Raw genomic sequence first — 20,209 nt, forward strand, 5'->3', positions numbered from 1 at the left:
ATTGAATAACACTGTAGATTAATGCTGTTAAGAGGCCTGCTCCACCTATTAATGAAGCCATATCTACCCAATCGTATACTAAGTCTAAATTTTTCATATCATCACTCTCCTAATAAATAGTATTAATTCATTAATTCCCTTAGCTTGTCTTTTATAATCATAAATAGTTACAAAATTATTTTTTGTGTTAGAAAATATTTACGCTACGCTAGGGCGTTATTGATACAAAAACAGCTGGTAGGAGAATAATATATATTTGAAGTTATGACATACTATAAAGTAAGCACCTGAAGTAGTGAAAAGACTAAGCAAAAGGTACAGTTATCTCTCACTAATATATATGCGAAAGGGTTTAAAAAAATTTATGTTTAGCCGTCTTGAAATAGGGAAAAGATAAACTACAGAGCTAGTTTTTATACTTTTAGGAGGGATTTTAAATGGCAAAACGAAAAGGTAAAGGTGTTGTGATTGCAGGATTAGCAGGATTAGCAGCATCTTATTTAAGTAAAAAAGAGAATCGTGATAAAGCATTAAATATGTTTAATAATGTAAAGTCTAAATTTGAATCATATTTAAATGCTTCAAATATGGACATGGATAAAAGAGTGGCTGAGCGAGTAACTACTGAGGTAGCTACAGAGGCTGGAACTTCACCAACGAAAATCGCTTCAAATGAAATGGTGGCTGAGGGTGGAGGTCATACAGGAGTTCATTTTTATAATGAACAAATTCAGGAGCAAGAGAAATAAAGCTAAAACCTTCTCATTTCGCGTGAGAAGGTCTTTTGTGCGGGATAAGAATGACACTAGCAAATACTAGTAAAACTATTCCCGTAAAGATAAAGCCACTGACAATGCCTAAAGATAGCCAACCAAGCAATGATGAGCCAAGGACAACACCTAGTGAGAAGAAGGCATAAAAGTAACCGTATGCTTTACCACGAATATCTGCAGTTGTAGAGTCTATTAAAAGTGAATTGACGGATGGGAATAAGAAGCCAAATCCAATGCCGTAGCAGGCCATTGCTATATAAAGTAATGCACTTGAATCTGCCTGGCTAATAAGTAATTGGCTTAATCCCATTAAGCCTATACCTAAAGATAATGTTTTTATAGGAGCAACCTTATCGAAAATACGGTTAGTCGGTAAAATAAATACAAGGACAGCAATAATTCCAAATGTACTCATCAATGTTCCGCTTAAACGTGAATCAAAGCCTAAAGATTGCACTTTTAGAGGAAGTAGATAGGCAATAACGCCCTGAGAGAACATTAAAAAAAATGCACCAGTAAATGCTTTTAATGTGCCTGTATTATTGAAAAATACACTTATTGGTATATGTGTGCTTGGTGTAGATTTTTCTTTTTTAATATGATTTGACTTTAATATAAAGAAGGCAAGAATACCTAATAAGAGCATAAAGCTGGCTGTAATATTAAAAACAAATGGTACACTAGTACGACTTGCTAAAATACCGCTGAAAGCAGGACCAATGATGGCAGCAATACCAACAAAGGCCCCAGAAATAGCACTGCCTTTACCTCTTTTTTCCTGTTCTGTTGCGTTAGCTAAAAATGTGAAAGCAGCTGGGACAATAAAGCCTGCAACTAATCCATGGACAAAACGAACAATTAGTAAAGTAGTAGGATCTTCGACTACATTGTAGAACGAAAGGGATAAACCAGTTGTTAAAAGACCTATAATTAATATAACAAAAGGCCCCTTACGATCTGTTAAAAAGCCAGAGATAATATTACCAAATGTATTTGATAGAGAATACATACCTACTGCTAGACCGGTTAAAAAGGCAGATGCCCCTAATGATTCTGCATATGTACTCATAACAGGAAGCTGGGTAAAAAGGTCAAAAAATGAAAAGAAAATAATGACATAAATAAATTTTTTCATAGCTCCTCCGATGATTAATTATGTATTTACTAAATAACTAGATTTTATTATATCATTTTCGACAAAAAAGAACGTCTAATAAGTGTTTTCAACTTATTAGACGTTCACGAATCGCAGTTATTAAGCTTGAGCGACTTCTTTTTTCATTGTTTTGTTTTTAGCAAGATTTACATGCCAAGAAAGTGCTTCCTCTAAAATATGAGGTGTTTGTTGGTTACCAGTTGCTTCTACAGCACGGTTGTAGTAATCCCATAATTGCTCTTTGTAATCAGGGTGTGCACAGTTTTCAATAATTAAAGGCACACGTTCTTTAGGTGCAAGACCACGTAAGTCAGCAATACCTTGTTCAGTTATAATTACATCTACATCATGCTCAGTATGGTCTACGTGAGAAACCATTGGTACGATTGAAGAGATTGCGCCGCCTTTTGCATAGGATTTTGTAACGAAAATACCTAAACGAGCGTTACGTGCAAAGTCACCTGAACCACCGATACCGTTCATCATACGAGTACCTGACACATGTGTTGAGTTTACGTTACCATAGATATCTAACTCAAGAGCAGTGTTGATTGAGATTAGACCCAAACGACGGATAAGCTCTGGGTGGTTAGAAATCTCTTGCGGACGTAAGCAAATTTTATCAGCATATTTCTCTAAATTACCATATACTTTTTTCTGTAGTTCTTCTGTAAGAGTAATAGATGTTGCTGCTGCAAATTTAACTTTACCAGCATCGATTAAGTTAAATACAGCATCTTGAAGTACTTCAGATGCAACGACTAAATCTTCGAATTCTGAATCAGCGAAGCCATCTAAAACAGCGTTTGCCACAGAACCTACACCCGATTGTAATGGCATTAATTGATTTGTTAGACGACCAGCCTTAATTTCATCGCGGAAGAAGTCTAATAAAATGTTTGCCATTGTTTGTGTTTCTTCATCTGGTGGAACGATTAATGAAGGAGCATCAGGCTCTTCTGAAATAACAATTGCTTTAATTTTAGCTGGATCAACTTTGATACCAACATCACCAATACGTTGCATTGCATCAGTCATTGGGATTGCTTCACGTTTACCTTGCTCAGCTGGTACATAAATATCATGGATACCGATTAAAGCTTCAGGATGTGAGATATTTAATTCAATAATAATGTTTTCAGCATATTCTGCAAAGATTGGAGAGTTACCCACTGAGTTTGTTGGGATAATGAATCCATCTTCTGTAATAGCAACCGCTTCAAGAATTAAATATTTAATTGGTCCAATAATTCCTTGACGAACTAATTCAGCGTTATGGGAAAGGTGAGCATCTACATATTGGATAGCTCCAGAGTTAATTAAATTACGAATACCAGCGTCCCCTTGGAATGGTCCACGTTTACGGATAACACCAGCTTCAGCTAAATATTTATCTACTTCTGGACCTAAAGATGCACCTGTATAAACATCGATTTTGAAATTTTCGTTTTTAGCGCGCTCTACTAATGCCATAGGAACAACTTTTGCGTCCCCAGCACGAGTGAATCCACTCATACCAACTACATCACCGTCAGAGATAAGTGCTGCAGCTTCATCCGCAGTAACAATTTTACTTTCTAGTTCTTTTAAACCTAGGCGTTTTTGAACATTTGCATCCATTAAAAAAATCCTCCCCTAAAAAGTTTTGATGGAAACCGATTACAAAACTAGAAAAAACGTGTAAGAATTTTCTGTTTATTTAGTTGTAGTATAACTCCAACCATTTGAATAATACTATCACCAATTTGTCACAAAAACTTTAGGATAAGCATTAAATTGAGAAAAAATAGGAAAAACGAGCATAATTGTGAATTTTCGACAGAGAAAACGTTTTAATGTAGAGCTATATAATTTTAGCGAAAACTTTCATTTGCAAATCTAAAAACGAAATTAAAAAGTACAGTGAGCTGATAAGTAAGGTGCTCGCTGTACTTTTTAATTATTAGAAACCTAAAGAACGACGGAAGTAACTTGCATAGCGCTGACTTACAGGAATACGAGTACCATCTTTCATGATTAATAAAAACGTTGAATGTGAGTCTGGTTGAATTTCATCGATGTAGTCAATATTAACAATATAAGAGCGGTGACAACGAATGAATGAGTCAGGTGCTAAAAATAACTCTAAATCACTAAGGTTTAAGCGGTGGTAGCCCTCACGACTCATTGTTTTAACAAATGTTTTTCGGAGCTGTGTTTCAAGATAAATAACTTGATCATGTTTAATCGGGTACCAGCAATCATCAATTTTGATTGTGATGTAATTCGTTAAAAATGCTGATGGTTTTTGTGGGAAGATCGCAGTAATAGCCCCCTTCGTTTCGCCTTCCTCCATAAGAGGAATACTCATGCCATAGTAGGCTACGCCAAATACATCCGGCTCAATGTAAGAGCTAATTTTTTGCCCATAGCTCAATGCCTTATGGGCTGCTGAGCCTTCTTTAATTGGATCACCTGGCTTAATTTTTAAATCAACTTTCTTGCTTGGTTGGTAATACAAGTATTCGTTCGTGTCGGAAATTGCGATTGAAGTATTCTCGGGGAAGAACTCCTTAATAATCTCCATAATCTCTTCTATTTGTTTTGGATCCACTATTAACACCTCATCTTAGCTTTTAAAAATAGTATTATCATCTATTTTACTACATATTCGTATAAATTATATAGAGAAGATTTCGGAATAAAAAAGAGATATGTCGATTGTTGAAAAAAAAACGTGCAAAATACCTAGCACAATTTGTCACAAAATTTAATTAATTACTAATTTTTTTTAATATGTATATGGTAAAATTTAATTGTGTGATGTGAGTTTACGAGGTTTCTACTGTGAGTATATGATAAATTAGAACTAGAGTGGAGCGTAAAATGTGGTTGAAAGGAAATCGCAGAATATGGTAAAATTCACTGTATAGTCTATTTTTTTTAAAACTGGTGTTTTAGTTGGGTTATTTTTAAGTTGTATTCAATATAAAATTGTGAAATAGGACTCAATTCATATAATAAATAAAGAAATACTATTTTCTTATTTTAAATATGTAATTTGATGTCTAATTTTGTAAAAGTAATTCGTGCAATCTGAGGAAAGATGGGGAAGATTATGCAACTACATCAACATTCTATGTCAGAAACGATATCAAAAAGATACTTCCAGGAAATCGATAATATTAATCAATACATCGGTGTAGAAGAATTTTTTAATATTGAGTCGAAATTAATATTTGAAATTTACCATTTAGAATCTGCAAAGGCTAAGAAATCTTTGCATGAGTTAATTGATATTCTCTCAATACGTTTTGGCAAGCAAGTCATTAAAATGGTTCGAAGTTATTTTTCTGTGCTGTCGTCAATAGTTGCACGTAAATTGCTAGACAATCAAGTACCTTCGAAAAAAGCCTTTGCTTTTAACATTGCTTGTAATGATATGATTGAAAATCAGATGAAAGACGCGGAATTTTTACAATTTGCTGATGATTTAATTGATTTCTTTGTCTATTTTATCGCAGATCGCAAGCAACCGACTTTCCGTCACCAGACAGTTAACAAAGTGATTATGTATATAAATGATGAATTAGAAAATGACCTAACAGTTGAAAGCATCGCAAATAACTTCCATATTAGTACTAGTCACTTATCACGTATTTTTAGAGAACATGTCGGTATTACACTGGTCGAATATTTAAATGTTCGTCGTGTAGAAGAATCGCAATATTATCTACGTCATACAAATAAAAGTATTACTTCTATTTCAGATCAATTCCATTTCTGTAACCAAAGCTACTTTACACGTATATTCAAAAAATACACTGGGGTTACTCCCAAGCATTTCCGTGATGAGCTGCATCATGAGTTTTATCGTTTTGAAATGGCGGAAACTGAGCTTCAAAATGTTTAATGACATGACAATAAATAAGGTATGAATGAATAGGATGCGGACGTGTTAGCGATGCTAAAGCTCGCATCTTTTTTATGCTCTTGCAAAATACGAGGTAATTAGTAGCACCTTGCTATTTGATAAAGATAGACCCTATAATGTATACTTCACTTTAGTTGATAAATAATAGTAGGTGGAAAAATGAAAAATTTGAAGCTATTTTCAATGCTTGGACTTGTCGTTTTTGTTCTTAGTGGCTGTCAAGCTGTGCAAAACAAAGAAGGTTTTTTCTATAGTATTTTTGTGAAGCCTATGGAATTTTTATTGGAGTTTTTCGGAAATACTATTTTTTCAGGTAGCTATGGTCTTGCGATTATTGCTATTACAGTTTTGATTCGTTTAGTTTTAATGCCGATTATGTTAAAAAATTATCGTCAGCAGCAATTAATGAAAACGAAAATGGATGCGTTTAAACCTGAAATGGAAGCTGTTCAGAAGAAAATGAAGGAAGCAAAGACGAAAGAAGAGCAAATGCAGCACCAGCAAGAAATGATGGCACTATATCAAAAGCATGGCATCAATCCACTAAATATGGGTTGTTTACCAATGTTGATTCAAATGCCTATTATCATGGGTCTTTATTTCTCAATTTTATATTCAGCAGATGTAAAATCACATGAATTTTTATGGTTTAGCTTAGGATCACCTGATATTGTTATGACGATTGTTGCAGGTATTGTGTATTTAGTTCAGGCGCGTGTGTCATTATGGACTGTACCAGAGCAACAAAAAGCACAAATGAAAATGTTTATTTATATTTCACCAATTATGATTGTCTTTATCTCGATGTCATCTATGGCCGCTCTACCACTGTATTGGTCAGTCAGCGGTGCTTTACTGATTATTCAAACCTATATTGGTCGAAAGTATTATTCGGAACATCCAGAAAAAGCAAATTCATAAATTAATTTACGTCGAGGCGCCTTAGTAGCCTCGATTTTTTTAGGAGGACAACAGGATGAACATAAAATGGCTATCATCTATTTTAGTGGCGCTTTTTAGTATTGCAGCTATAGTATTTATCATTATGGGGAATTTTAATTTTGCAGTACTGGCAATGACGATTATGTTTGCCTTATCAAATGGTTTCAGAGCTAAAAGCTTTAAGGAACAGGGCTATGTAAAAGAAGCAAAATGGATGAAGTATATGGCCATTTTTTTCTCCATGGCTTCTATAATTGTAATAATTATTATTCTCACTGAAAAATAAACTAATTTAAAAATCTATAGTGAAAACTTACACCCTAAATTGTGAACAGTGATAAAATAAGACTATACCAATAAGGTCGGATATTAGAGGTAGAATATTAGTCATTTCTGATGTACCTGCAAGAGGTAAATGTTCAGTACTTGCATAAGGACATTTTCCCATGTGGATAAATACGAGGAATTTTAACCACATAGTACTTGGAAAATTATAAAAGGGGTAAAAATAGTGAAAAAAAATCGTCTATTACTCATTATTGGTGCTTTCATTTCAGTAGCACTAATTGTTTCTATTTTCGTAGTTTATAACTATAAAAATAAGCAAGTAAGTAATGAAGCAGAGAAGCAATCAATAACAACCGAACCAAATAAAAATGATTCAGTGGCAGCAGAAGAGCCGAAAAAAACACCTGAAAAGCCAGTGGAACCAGAGCAACAACCCGACGAAAATGGATATTTACCAAACCAAACATTACCTACTGAACCTACGTATATTAATGGTATTTTACTAGCGAATAAAATATATCCACTCCCATCTACCTTTGCGCCTGGAGAAAATAAGGAAGCACGTCAAGAATTAGATAAAATGCTAGCTGCTGCTAAAAAACAAGGTTTTGATTTTGTGGCATTTAGTGGCTATCGCTCCTTTGATTATCAAACAACGTTATATAATAATTATGTGAATCGTGATGGACAGGCAGCAGCCGATCGTTATAGTGCGCGACCAGGTTACTCAGAGCATCAAACAGGTTTAGCCTTTGATGTTGGTGAGCGTGGCAAAGAGAATCTATGGTTAACTGAGGAGTTTGGAGAAACACCAGCAGGACAATGGTTATTAGCAAATGCACAAGACTACGGATTTATATTACGATTCCCCAAAAACAAGGAAGATATTACAGGGTATATGTATGAGTCATGGCATTACCGTTATGTGGGTATAGATATTGCAAAAGAAATTAAGAAGAAAAGTATAACTTTAGAAGAATATTTAGGCGTAAAATAAAGGAAGGGCAGCTACTCCATAGGTAATGGGCTAGCTCCTCTTCCTTTTTGTTCTATAATATAGGCGTTAGTAGGCGAGAAATGGATTCTTTAAATTTAATCAAATTGGAACGATTCTGATACATTTCCCATGTTAATTCGGTACAATCAAAAATATCTTTTTCAAATAGCTCAGCAAGCTGATGTGAAATAGTTGAGTCGTAAATGAAGGCATTTACTTCAAAGTTTAAACTGAAGCTTCGAACATCAATATTGGCAGTACCAACAGTAGAGGCTTCATCATCAATTATTATGGCTTTCGCATGGATAAAGCCCTTTTCGTAAATATATACTTTTGCCCCTGCACGCAATAATTGTCCAACATATGAATAGGTAGCCCAATAAACAAACATATGGTCAGGCTTATTTGGAATCATAATACGTACATCAATACCTGATAATGTAGCAATTTTAATAGCATCTAAAAAGCTAACATCAGGAATAAAATATGGTGTTTGAATATAAATGTATTTTTGAGCCATATTAATGAGCTTTAAATAACCAATTTTAATCTGTTCCCAGTCAGAATCCGGTCCACTTGAAACGATTTGCAGACCTACATTGCCCTTTTTGGGGATAGCCGGAAAGTACCTATCTGAATATCCCATTTTTTGCTGTGCACAAGCCTGATTCCAGTCTAATAAAAAGCGTGTTTGAAGTGGGTGTACAGCGCTACCCTCAATACGTAAATGTGTATCTCTCCAATAGCCAAACTTCTTTTGTAGACCTAAATACTCATCACCTACATTAAAGCCGCCAATAAAACCAATACGTCCATCAATAACAGCGATTTTTCGGTGATTTCTAAAGTTTAAACGAGGGTTTAGAAGGGGGAAAATGGATGGGAAAAAAACTTCTACCTCGCCACCAGCATTAATCAGTTCTTTAAAATGGCGCCTCTTAACATTTCGTGAGCCCATTTCATCATATAAGAGACGAACCTTTACACCTTGTTTTGCTTTTTTAATCAGCTTATCGACAATACGTGTACCTAAGTCATCCAAACGAAAAATATAATATTGAATGTGGATGTGGTCTTTAGCTACTTCAATATCATTTAGTAGCTGTTCAAATTTTTCTGCACCATCATCAAAAATTTTAATGGAGTTGTCCTGAGTTAACACAGCATTGTTTGTTTTCAGATGCATATAGATCATTTCTTTATAATTTTCCGCATTCTCTATACGAAACTCGAATGTATCATCTCGGATGGCATCCGTTTGATAGGTAATGAGATTGTCGATTCCTATATCCTTACGTCCTTCCCAACGGAATAAATGCTTTTTTCTTAGCTGTCGACCAAAAAGTAAGTATAAAATAAATCCAGCTAATGGAAGGAAGAATAGTACGAGAATCCATGCCCATGTAGAAGTAGCATCTTTACGTTCTAAAAAAATAATCGTCAACGCTGCTAAAATATTTACAAACATAATTAAAGGTACTAGATATTCCACATCTGTAAAAATGCTCCTGCACCTGCCTTTACTATATTTCACAATATATCTTAGTATAGCTTACTTCATTGGTGGAAAGAAGAGAAGAAATTTAATCGTAAGCATAGAAAAGGATTACTCCGTAATATGGAACGAAGTAATCCGAAAAATGATTAGTAATGCTCCCATTGAAATAAAATATCAGAAAAATCTTTTTGAAGTAGCTTTTCACGATTGATAAAAAATTTTCCTACACCACTATCTGCCCACATAATACCGAGTTCATCGTTAGAGTCAATTTGGAGTAACAAGACATCATAGCGTTGAAGGAGCTTTGATTCATGACGGATGTCATCCTCTAAAAAATAAGCATAGCCACCAATTTTAGCACCAGCACCTAAAAAATGTTGAAGATAAATTTCTTGTAAATCCATATCCAACTGTGAAGGTATTAAATTAGGCAAATAACATACAGCGCGATAATCTAAAGCAGATACAGGTTCCTGATTTGGGTGGAAGTGTAATGCTAATTCCTGATGAATAGGGAACCAATCATTTGAATATGTTATAAATTCTTGTATGGGAATTGCCACTTTAGAATTTATGGTAGGGTAAAATCTGATTTTATAAAACTGTTGAAAAATATCTTCATGGTAATGATCTGCATTCACAAATATATTAGATGAAATATAAAATTGAAGAATACCTTGAGTTGGAAAATCCTTTAGTGGTGGCATTTGTGCAAAGTTAATTTGCGCTAATAGCCGCATTGACTCACCTGTTATATCTTTAGGATATGTCTGATAATAAGGTAAATATGGCACACCAGCAAATTTACTTTCAGTTATGGTTGTTGAACGCTTGTAAGGTGTAATAATCATAGATGAAAGCAGTGTGTTTTCAATTTCGAAACGAAGCAATTCCAGCTCTTTTGGAAGTAAGAGATTTGTTGTTTTATTCATCATGCAGAGCCCTCCGTTATTCATCTTAAGCAATAAATTATTTCTTATTAGTTCTTCATACTTAGAGATTCTATAATCTAAACAGTATATTTATCTAAATTTTCCTATGCTTTGGCTAGATATTTTTGGTTACCTATTAAGTTACGGCTTTTGTTGAACAATTTATTCAAGTCGTAAAGATTTATTTGAGGCTTTATAGATGAATATGATACTTATCGAAACTACAGCTATTGCTGCGGAGATATAATAACCAAGGCTCGATTGTACTGTAAATAACCAAGTGAAGAATAAGGGACCTAGAATGCGCCCTAGATTATCCATTGAATAGGAAAGGCCTGCAGCAGTTCCATACTGGCCTCCTGATTCTTTTGATGACAGTGATACAACACAAGTTCTTGCAAGTGCATTACCCGCAGTAAAGACACAAAGTGCAAGACCAGCTATAAATAAGTTAGCTGTTAAAGTGAATAAAAGCATACCAATAGCTGTTATGATTTGAGCACCTATTAACCAGGCTGTCTCATGTCCATTTTTAATTCTTCTTACAACCCCGCCTTGGATGGCTGCATCTACAAAACCACTAAACATAAATAAATAACCAATTTGTAATGGGGTAATTTGAATGCGATCGATTTGAAACAGCTGGAAAGTTGCCTCTACTCCTGCCAGCATAAAAGTCACTAAAAAGGAGAACATAAACAAATAACGCACTCGATATTGCAGCATTTTACCAGCACCTTTTGGCACAATGGCACGTTTATTTGTATCTTTTCGTTTTTCAGGTTCTTTTAAGACGAAACTTGCATAAATAAATAATAGTGCAATTAATAGTGCTGAACTAATAAAGGGTAATTGTAGACTATAATGACCTAGCATACCACCGATTGCTGGACCAAAAATAAAGCCAAGCCCGATGGACATGCCCATTAGACCCATGTATTTATTGCGGTCTTCCTCACTTGACATATCGCCAACGAAGCCAGTTACCGCTGTATAAAGTGCACCTGAGAATAAACCGCCCACAACACGTGAGACATATAAAATTACTAGATTATCTATAAATAAAGAGAAAATAACAAAGCTTAAACTAAAACCAACTAGACCCATTAAAATAAGCTGTTTACGTCCTACCTTATCAGATAGAATACCCCAAAGTGGTGCAGTAAAGAAACTCGCAAGGGAGTACACAGTTAATAAGCCGCCCACATGTAGATCATCCCAATTGTGCTGAACAATAACCTCTGGTAAGACTGGAATTATAATCCCAAATCCTAGATATACGAGGAATTGAACAGACATTAATAATAAAATTGCCTTTTTCATACAGTTCCCTGCTTTCATACAATATTTCAGTATGTATATTCTACCTCTCTTGAACTTGTTATTACAAGAAAACGGAAGATAGAACATTGGAAGAAGCGCAGTAAAAATCTTTTTCTCTCAAAATATGTAGAAAATTAATTGAACTTATTTACAGTAAAAAAATAGAAATGGTTAACAAGGGAGCTTATAACGTTAAAAATAACATGAGCTGTATTAAGTTAATTACATGCATGTGTCTAAGTTTTTATATCGATTTTCATATGGTATAGGGATTTAAATTTGGGGTATACTACTATAGGGTATATGAAGTGCAAGTTTTATTTTTTTGAAATTGGTGGTATTAGTGTAGTGAAGTAAAAATTTACATTGTAACAAAAATGAAAAATTTTAAAGATGAGTTAAGTGGTATGATAAGAAGTGATATACTCGTCGGACATCATACACGTAGAAAGAAAAATGAAACTTTTTTGGAAATAAAACGTTATATTAATTCGAGGAAAGATTGAGGTGGAATGTATGAAAAAAGAAGTAGATTTGAAAAAGATTGTTTCGAATTTATCTAAGTTGGGTGTAACAGCCACTGTAACAAAGTCTCGACTTGAACTTTTAAAAGTGCTCACACCACCAACGCAAACACCGCAAGTTCAAGCTTAACTCGTACAAATGAAAATAGGTAGTCTCCGTTACAAAGAGACTACCTATTTTCATTATCTAAATAAGTTCCAATCAATCGTCTTCATCATGAGTAGTAAACATGTAGGTACGATAGTGGAAGCGCATGCTAAAGACAAGACCAATAGCGAGGGCGTTCCCCATTAATGAACTACCTCCATAGCTGATAAATGGTAAAGGAATACCTGTTATCGGTAATAATTGAATTGTCATGCCGATGTTTTCGAATACGTGGAACGTTATCATGGCAATAATACCAGCGCACACATAGGTTGAAAATGGATCTTTTAATAATAATGTCGTTTTTGTTAAATGATAAATTAATAAGAAGAAAATACAGATAACAATACTAGCACCAACAAAACCCCATTCTTCGCCAATAACTGTGAATATGAAATCGGTATGGTTTTCAGCAACGTAGACCTCACGTCCCCTGAAACCTTTACCAAAAATTTCTCCAGAGCCAATGGCGTTGAGGGAAGTAATTAAATGATAGCCGTCACTTGACGAATATGAATAGGGATCTAACCACGAATAGATTCGGGCAAACTGGTATGTCTTAAAGCCGAATGTTTTCTCTAAAAAATCCTGCATATAGAGCGCCATCCATAAAAGTGTACCACCAGCGACAGCTCCACCAAAAAGGGTTGGTAAAATTATCTTCCAGGATATTCCTGCTACAATAATAAGTGCGGCTGTAATGGCAAAGAATACAAGGGCTGATCCAAGGTCAGGCTGCTCCCAAATTAGCGCTAAAGGAACTATCAATGTAGCAGCGATTTTAGCTAATAAAATAAAATCTGTTTTTAATGATCGTAGTGAATGAAATTCGTGATGCTTACTAATAAGACGAGCAAGCGCTAAAATGTAAAAAGTTTTCATAAATTCAGAGGGCTGCATATTCCCCATTGGAGTATGATACCAGCTTTTTGCACCGTTCACGGGCTCTCCTATTTGCCCTTTACCTTCAGGCATAAAAATAAGAAGTACTAACAGAACGATACCTACACCATACATATACCATGACATTTTTTTATATTGATCAGGCTCAAAAAACATAACTATACCAATGATTACTGCACCAATTATGTACCATTGTAGCTGTTTAGGAACATAGTTGATGCCATACTGCCCGGATGTTTGCGCCGATGCAATGGCTAACAAACTAATGACCAGGAAGGTAAAAAGTATAAAAGCGAGCGTCCAATCAAAACGATTCGCGAAATTTCGTTTATTTTCCATACAAGCCACCTATTAAAATAGTATCTCTTTATGAGTAAATCTGGTTTTATGCCATTTACCACATAAGAGTAGTTGAACATCCATGCAATAGCATGTTTAACATTCACATTATAACGTAAAAAACACTTTTACGCCTGTGAATATTGTTAAGACGATATTTAGCATAAAATGTTTCAAAAAATTCACGATTAGTCTTATAATGTAGTGAAGAATGGGGTGATGATTGTGGCTAAAAAATTGAAGTCAGCTGAGGATTTTATGTACCATATTTATGTTCATATGAATGATGTCGATAAATTTGTCATTTTTAGCGGTCTGAAATTCTCGCAATTTGTGGCTGCTCTTGAACCACTGCATCACTTACTGTTATTAAAACATTCCTATGAAGACGGGTCATTTAATATGCATACACAGTTTGATTATATACCAGACGAAGAAGTACCTCAGTTTGTAAAAAAAGCTGCGGAGTCTAAGGAATTATGCTGGGTAGATTTTATGGATGAAAAGAGGCTAGACCAATTAACGCCAATGGAGCAAGGCGAATTGCTGTACATAAGTCATAAAAAAGAGCCAATTACTTCGCCTTTTTTTAATAAATTACAAAATAGGTTTGTCTACTACTCCTCAGACTTAGAGAAAATGACTAAAATTTATTTTCGTCATTTAAGTGATTCGGATTTACTTATGGCTAATGTATTTAACAGTTTAATTCGAGAAAAGGAACGAAGCTCAGGCTTTTGGCGAAGGAAAGTGAAATCAAGTATTCCTTCTATTTCACCTGAATTTCTACGTGCCTACCGGTCTTTTGCTAAAGATGGAGCACTATTGTCACTGTATCGAATTGAAAAACCAAAACTTGCCTATGGTATTGAAATTCGAAACCTATCTGAATATTCATTCCCAGATGAGGTGTGGGATGATTTAAACACAATTTTGAAAAATGAGCACGATGAATTGATTTATATTATTTAGCGATTCTTTCTACACGTAGAATGAATATACACTTAAATCTCACCGTCAAAAATACGGTGAGATTTTTATGTCATTTGTCAAGACGTTTCATGATAAACTAATAGTACTCAAGAAGTATGTGGAGGGCACAAAAATGAAAAAAAGAATCGGTTTATTATACGGCGGAAAGTCAGCAGAGCATGAGGTGTCATTGTCGACGGCACGTGCAGTCACTGGAGCTTTGAATTTCGAGGAGTATGAAGTATATCCGATTTTCATTACACCTGAGGGGGAATGGCGCCGAGGTGAGCGTCTAGAAAAACCCGCAAGTACAATTGAAGAATTACAATTTGGTGATGAGGCCACAATTCTAGAAAATAATATTACGGATTTTTTAATCGATAAAAATGGGGAAGCTACACAGTTTGATGTTATTTTTCCGTTGTTACATGGAACAAATGGTGAGGATGGCACGGTCCAAGGGTTACTTGAAGTTCTAAATTTACCGTATGTTGGAAATGGTGTGTTAGCATCCTCAGCAGGTATGGATAAAGTAATCATGAAGCAGTTATTTGAAATTGCTGGCTTACCACAAGTACCATATACGTACTTCATACGCAGCGAGTGGGTGAACGAAAAGCAAACGATTTTAGCTCGTTGTGAAGAACAATTGAAATGGCCGATGTTTGTAAAACCTGCAAACTTGGGTTCAAGTGTCGGAATTAGCAAAGCAACTAATCGTGAAGAACTGGTGACTGCAATTGACATAGCCCTGCAATATGACCGTAAAATTGTTGTTGAGCAAGGGGTTGTAGCCCGTGAAATTGAACTAGCAGTGCTAGGTAATGACTCACCAGAAGTTTCTGTACCTGGAGAAATTAAACCAGTCACTGAGTTTTACGATTACGATTCAAAATATAAAGATGGCTCAACAGCTCTTATTATTCCAGCAGAGCTACCTGCTGAAACAGTAACAAGCTTACAGGAGCTAGCGAAGCGTGCATTTAAAGCAATAGATGGAAGCGGATTAGTTCGTGCAGATTTCTTTGTGACGGCCGACAACAATATTTATATGAATGAAGTAAATACAATGCCTGGTTTTACGCCTGTCAGCATGTATCCTCTACTTTGGCAACATACAAATGTAAGCTACCCAGTGCTTATTGATCGTCTGATTACACTAGCAATCGAACGTTATAAAGAAAAACAACAGCTTCACTATAAAAAAGACTGAGTGGGATTATTGTGAAAAAAACATTAAAACAATTAGCTGCATGGTTAAATGATGAGGTGTCAGCTTTTGGTGATACAGAAGTATCAGGTATTTCGATTGATACACGAACGATTCAGCAAGGAGATTTATTCGTACCATTTCGCGGCGAACAGACTAATGGTCATAAATTTGTTAAGCAGGCATTTGAAAAGGGAGCAGGCGCTTCCCTGTGGCAGAAGGATGAACCAAATCCACCACAAGATGTACCTTTATTATTTGTAGATGACCCAGAAATAGCCTTACAGCAAATGGCGCAAGCCTATAGAAGTGAGCATAAGGGGAATTTTATTGGGATTACTGGTTCAAATGGTAAAACGTCAACGAAAGATATTTTAGCTGGAATGCTGTCTCCGTTTTTTAAAGTACAAAAGACAATTGGAAATTTTAATAACCAGCTTGGTCTTCCGATTACAATTTTACAGCTTGATGAGGATACGGATGTTGCTGTACTAGAAATGGGAATGAGTGGCTTTGGGGAAATCGAATTTTTAACGAAACTCGCTCGTCCACATATTACGGTGATTACAAACATTGGAGAAGCTCATATGCAAGACTTGGGTTCACGCGCAGGGATTGCAAAAGCAAAATTTGAAATCGTTCAAGGAATGTCGGCAAATGGCGTACTATTTTATGATGGAGATGAACCGTTGCTTAAAGAATTAGTAGCAAACGAGCAAAATCTTCATGCGACGGCATTTGGCTTAACGTCAGAAAACCTATTGTATGCGAAAAATATCGAAGCAACTAAGGATGGAAGTAGCTTTACAGCACATGGAGTGATTGAAGGGGACTTCTTTATTTCAGTTCTTGGAAAGCATCAGGTGAAAAACACACTAGCAGCCATGTTAATTTCTCAAAAGCTAGGTTTAAACGATGACCAAATACGTGCATCCTTAAAACAAGTGACTCTTACAGATATGCGTATGCAGCAAGTGCAGGGAATAAATGGGGCGTTATTTATAAATGATGCCTATAATGCTGCTCCAACATCTGTAAAGGCGGCTATCCAATTTATCGCATCTTCAACAATCCGTTCAGAAAAGTGGCTTGTGTTAGGTGATATGCTTGAACTTGGACCAAATGAAAAGCTCTTTCATGAGAATCTATCAGAGGATATTCATACACAGGAAATTTCCTATATTTGCTTGTTTGGCCCACGCATGGCTTATTTATATGATATTTTAAAAGAGCGATTTGATGCGGAGCATTTATTATATGTAAAGGATGATTATGCCCCAATTATTGAAAAGCTACAGCAAGCTAATAAAGAGTCTATTGTTTTACTAAAAGGCTCTCGAGGAATGAAATTAGAAACAATTTTAAATGCTTTTACGTGATAAATGATACAACGAATCGGTGAGACAATATTCTCACCGATTTCTTCATTCAATAAGCTCCAATGCAGTTATCTTCATTCAGCAATTGTTTTTTGTATCGAAAGCATAGCCGCAGATACAGAGGATTCCCACCTATATAGGTGGTGAGATGAATGCGATATTGGTTCCTTTTCAGTAGGTAACACCTACTGAATGAAGATAAAGCCTCCGGCGGATGTCACGGATTTTCAAAGGAATGAATTGTGTAGGCACAATTCAAAATCCGGACGCAATTACGCCAAGGCGAAATTGATAGAGGTGAAAGTAATGTCAGTAGGTGTGTTATGTATACACGGATTTTCAGGAGGTCCCTATGAGGTAGAGCCCTTTACTTCCTATTTACGAGCTCATACAGATTGGCTCATCGAAGAGCCTACTTTATCAGGGCACGGTGAGGAATTACAGATGCGAGGATTTACTGCTAAGCATTGGTTAATGGATGCTGAACTCGCCTTTCGTGCACTGGCTAAGAAGGTAGACGAGGTTCTAGTAGTTGGTTTTTCAATGGGTGGTATTATTGCGCTATACCTGGCTAAACGCTATAAGGTGAAAAAACTTGTGTTACTAAGCGCAGCTGCCAAATATGTAAGTCCAAAGCAATTGGTTAAGGATTTTAAAATGCTTGCCACGGAGGCGTATCATCGCAATCTATCTAATAATGAGCTATTTATGCGATATCGACATAAGTTTAACAATGTACCTCTATCATCAACAATAGAATTTATGAAGCTTGTTAGAATGGTCGAGCCATACTATAAAGATATTGAAATTCCTGTTTATATTGTTCAAGGAAAATTAGATGGTATAGTGCCTTATCATACAGCTCAATTCTTATATGATGAACTAATCTCAAACAAAAAAACTTTGTATTTTTCTGATAGTGGGAAGCACCATATATGTTTCGACAAGGATTGTGCTAAGTGGTTTTCTCAAGTTTTGACGTTTTTAAAGGAACAATGAAATAGTCAGATTATTACGACTCATGCGTTATCGTTGCATACGATTTAAAGCCATGTTAGACTAGTGTAAGCAATGGATACATTTTGTGCGAAGACTCTTCATATTTGGTTGAAGAGTACTTTTTTTTGAACACAACGGTTTTATTCTAAAGTGATTATTACGACAGAATCGAACCGCTCGGTAAAGACCGGGCTTTCCTTTTCATATAAGAGAGCTCTATATGAACATTATATAGAGGAAATTTTTAAGTAACGGAAACGTTCCACATAACAGGCTCGAATTTGCCGACAACTTCATCTGAAAATGTAACCATTTGTCAACTTAAAAGCAAAAAAAGGAGAATGAGAAGTTTGACAAATTTTTCAGAATTAAATATTAGTGAATCAACATTACGCTCTGTTAAGCGTATGGGATTTGAAGAAGCAACACCAATCCAAGAAGGTACTATTCGTTTTGCTATTGAAGGCCGCGACGTATTAGGTCAAGCGCAAACTGGTACTGGTAAAACTGCCGCTTTCGGGATTCCACTTATCGAAAAAATTGACCCAAAAAATCCAAATATCCAAGCATTAGTAATTGCTCCAACTCGTGAATTAGCAATTCAAGTATCAGAAGAGCTTTATAAAATTGGTTATGATAAACGTGTGAAATTATTATCAGTTTACGGTGGGCAAGAAATTGGCCGTCAAATTCGTGCACTGAAAAATAGACCTCAAATCATTGTTGGTACGCCAGGACGTATTATTGATCATATTAATCGTCGTACGTTAAAATTAGAAGATGTACAAACATTAGTACTAGATGAAGCAGATGAAATGTTAAACATGGGCTTTATCGATGATATTAATTCAATCTTAGAAAACGTGCCTTCTGAGCGTCAAACATTACTGTTCTCAGCAACAATGCCACCAGCTATTCGTAAAATTGCTGAAACATTTATGCGTGATCCAGAAATCGTAAAAATTAAAGCAAAAGAATTAACAGTTGATAATATTGATCAATATTTTGTGAAGTCTGCTGAACGCGAAAAGTTCGACGTTTTATCTCGTTTATTAAACGTTCACCAACCAGAACTTGCTATCATCTTTGGACGTACAAAACGTCGCGTGGATGAGCTTGCACAAGCATTATCAATTCGTGGCTATCTTGCAGAAGGTATTCATGGTGATTTAAGCCAAGCAAAACGTATTTCGGTATTACGCCAATTTAAAGAAAATAAAATTGATATTCTTGTTGCGACAGATGTAGCTGCTCGTGGACTTGATATTTCTGGTGTAACACATGTTTATAATTTTGATATTCCGCAAGATCCTGAGTCATATGTTCACCGTATTGGTCGTACAGGTCGCGCAGGTAAATCAGGTCTTGCAGTGACATTTGTAACACCTCGTGAAATGGGTTATTTACGTATTGTAGAGGAAACAACGAAAAAACGTATGACACCACTTCGTCCACCGACTTCTGATGAAGCTCTTGAAGGTCAACAACGCCTAGCAGTAGAGACTCTAGAAGGTCTTATCGCTAATAACAATCTAGGTGATTATCGTACATTTGCAGCAGAATTACTTGAAAACCATGATGCACTTGATGTAGTTGCTGCTGCTCTTCGTACATTAACAAAAGAGCCAGATGATACACCAGTAACTATTACGGAAGAACGACCATTACCAATGCGTCGTGAACGTTCTTCTAGTTCTAGCAATCGTGGCGGAGATCGTGGACGTAATAACCGTAGCTTTAACGGACGTCGAGATAGCGGACGTAGCGGAGATCGCCGCGGCGGCGGAAGTCGTAGAGATGGCGGCGGACGCCGTGAAGGTGGTGCTCGTCGTGAAGGTGGACAAGGGCGTTCTCGTGCACCACGACGTCACGAAGATTAAATTTTGTTTTATTATTATCATGAACCTTAC

Annotated in this window: 18 protein-coding genes; 11 read left to right on the forward strand and 7 right to left on the reverse strand. The window is 35.8% G+C overall.

The window, feature by feature from the left end:
- The first annotated feature begins 437 nt into the window (after positions 1-437).
- Positions 438-749: a YbyB family protein gene (locus AC1RNS_RS23490; RefSeq protein WP_492996185.1), complete on the forward strand. Its 312-nt coding sequence runs from the start codon at positions 438-440 to the stop codon at positions 747-749.
- 13 nt (positions 750-762) lie between these two features.
- Here the strand turns inward: AC1RNS_RS23490 and AC1RNS_RS23495 are convergent, their stop codons facing one another.
- The 3 genes from AC1RNS_RS23495 to AC1RNS_RS23505 form a co-directional block, all read right to left on the reverse strand.
- On the reverse strand, positions 763-1,908 hold the full coding sequence (locus tag AC1RNS_RS23495; RefSeq protein WP_492996186.1) for an MFS transporter: 1,146 nt from the start codon (positions 1,906-1,908) through the stop codon (positions 763-765).
- Between the two features lie 120 nt (positions 1,909-2,028).
- A complete protein-coding gene (scpC, locus tag AC1RNS_RS23500; RefSeq protein ID WP_492996187.1) occupies positions 2,029-3,549 on the reverse strand; it encodes a succinyl-CoA:acetate CoA-transferase ScpC in 1,521 nt (506 codons plus the stop codon).
- A gap of 322 nt (positions 3,550-3,871) precedes the next feature.
- A complete protein-coding gene (locus AC1RNS_RS23505) occupies positions 3,872-4,522 on the reverse strand; it encodes a LytTR family DNA-binding domain-containing protein (protein WP_054609424.1) in 651 nt (216 codons plus the stop codon).
- A 504-nt stretch (positions 4,523-5,026) separates the two neighbouring features.
- Here AC1RNS_RS23505 and AC1RNS_RS23510 point away from each other — a divergent pair.
- The 4 genes from AC1RNS_RS23510 (at position 5,027) to AC1RNS_RS23525 (ending at position 8,069) form a co-directional block, all read left to right on the forward strand.
- Positions 5,027-5,821 (forward strand): helix-turn-helix transcriptional regulator, encoded by a 795-nt coding sequence (locus tag AC1RNS_RS23510; RefSeq protein ID WP_283869812.1) that lies wholly within the window; start codon positions 5,027-5,029, stop codon positions 5,819-5,821.
- A 180-nt stretch (positions 5,822-6,001) separates the two neighbouring features.
- The gene (gene yidC / locus AC1RNS_RS23515; protein ID WP_492996188.1) at positions 6,002-6,763 is read left to right on the forward strand and encodes a membrane protein insertase YidC; all 762 of its coding nucleotides are present in this window, start codon (positions 6,002-6,004) and stop codon (positions 6,761-6,763) included.
- A 55-nt stretch (positions 6,764-6,818) separates the two neighbouring features.
- Entirely contained in the window at positions 6,819-7,070 is a 252-nt protein-coding gene (locus AC1RNS_RS23520) for a hypothetical protein (RefSeq protein WP_492996190.1), read from the forward strand.
- A 225-nt stretch (positions 7,071-7,295) separates the two neighbouring features.
- The gene (locus AC1RNS_RS23525) at positions 7,296-8,069 is read left to right on the forward strand and encodes a M15 family metallopeptidase (protein WP_492996191.1); all 774 of its coding nucleotides are present in this window, start codon (positions 7,296-7,298) and stop codon (positions 8,067-8,069) included.
- A 52-nt stretch (positions 8,070-8,121) separates the two neighbouring features.
- On the opposite strand, the gene cls is transcribed toward AC1RNS_RS23525, so the two are convergent.
- The 3 genes from cls to AC1RNS_RS23540 all read right to left on the reverse strand — a co-directional run bounded on the left by cls (position 8,122) and on the right by AC1RNS_RS23540 (position 11,825).
- On the reverse strand, positions 8,122-9,537 hold the full coding sequence (gene cls, locus AC1RNS_RS23530; RefSeq protein WP_492996218.1) for a cardiolipin synthase: 1,416 nt from the start codon (positions 9,535-9,537) through the stop codon (positions 8,122-8,124).
- 176 nt (positions 9,538-9,713) lie between these two features.
- Positions 9,714-10,505, reverse strand: coding sequence for a YwqG family protein (locus tag AC1RNS_RS23535; protein ID WP_492996193.1), 792 nt, complete (start codon positions 10,503-10,505; stop codon positions 9,714-9,716).
- A gap of 159 nt (positions 10,506-10,664) precedes the next feature.
- On the reverse strand, positions 10,665-11,825 hold the full coding sequence (locus tag AC1RNS_RS23540) for an MFS transporter (protein WP_492996194.1): 1,161 nt from the start codon (positions 11,823-11,825) through the stop codon (positions 10,665-10,667).
- Positions 11,826-12,341: 516 nt separating this feature from the next.
- Here AC1RNS_RS23540 and AC1RNS_RS23545 point away from each other — a divergent pair.
- The gene (locus AC1RNS_RS23545) at positions 12,342-12,479 is read left to right on the forward strand and encodes an Lmo0850 family protein (RefSeq protein WP_166672133.1); all 138 of its coding nucleotides are present in this window, start codon (positions 12,342-12,344) and stop codon (positions 12,477-12,479) included.
- Positions 12,480-12,551: 72 nt separating this feature from the next.
- Here AC1RNS_RS23545 and AC1RNS_RS23550 read toward each other — a convergent pair whose 3' ends face one another.
- Positions 12,552-13,739 (reverse strand): FtsW/RodA/SpoVE family cell cycle protein, encoded by a 1,188-nt coding sequence (locus AC1RNS_RS23550; RefSeq protein WP_492996196.1) that lies wholly within the window; start codon positions 13,737-13,739, stop codon positions 12,552-12,554.
- A 219-nt stretch (positions 13,740-13,958) separates the two neighbouring features.
- On the opposite strand from AC1RNS_RS23550, the gene AC1RNS_RS23555 reads away from it, so the two are divergent.
- From AC1RNS_RS23555 to cshA, 5 genes are all read left to right on the forward strand, one after another.
- Positions 13,959-14,711 carry a hypothetical protein gene (locus AC1RNS_RS23555; RefSeq protein WP_492996198.1) on the forward strand — a complete coding sequence of 251 codons (753 nt, stop codon included), beginning with the start codon at positions 13,959-13,961 and terminating at the stop codon, positions 14,709-14,711.
- 133 nt (positions 14,712-14,844) lie between these two features.
- Complete coding sequence (locus AC1RNS_RS23560; protein WP_492996200.1) at positions 14,845-15,924, forward strand: D-alanine--D-alanine ligase; 1,080 nt, start codon at positions 14,845-14,847, stop codon at positions 15,922-15,924.
- 11 nt (positions 15,925-15,935) lie between these two features.
- On the forward strand, positions 15,936-17,300 hold the full coding sequence (locus AC1RNS_RS23565; RefSeq protein ID WP_492996201.1) for a UDP-N-acetylmuramoyl-tripeptide--D-alanyl-D-alanine ligase: 1,365 nt from the start codon (positions 15,936-15,938) through the stop codon (positions 17,298-17,300).
- A 306-nt stretch (positions 17,301-17,606) separates the two neighbouring features.
- A complete protein-coding gene (locus AC1RNS_RS23570; RefSeq protein WP_492996202.1) occupies positions 17,607-18,299 on the forward strand; it encodes an alpha/beta hydrolase in 693 nt (230 codons plus the stop codon).
- A 350-nt stretch (positions 18,300-18,649) separates the two neighbouring features.
- On the forward strand, positions 18,650-20,179 hold the full coding sequence (gene cshA, locus AC1RNS_RS23575; RefSeq protein WP_492996204.1) for a degradosome RNA helicase CshA: 1,530 nt from the start codon (positions 18,650-18,652) through the stop codon (positions 20,177-20,179).
- Positions 20,180-20,209 lie beyond the last annotated feature (30 nt).

Source organism: Lysinibacillus sp. GW821-FHT14F06 (assembly GCF_058803665.1).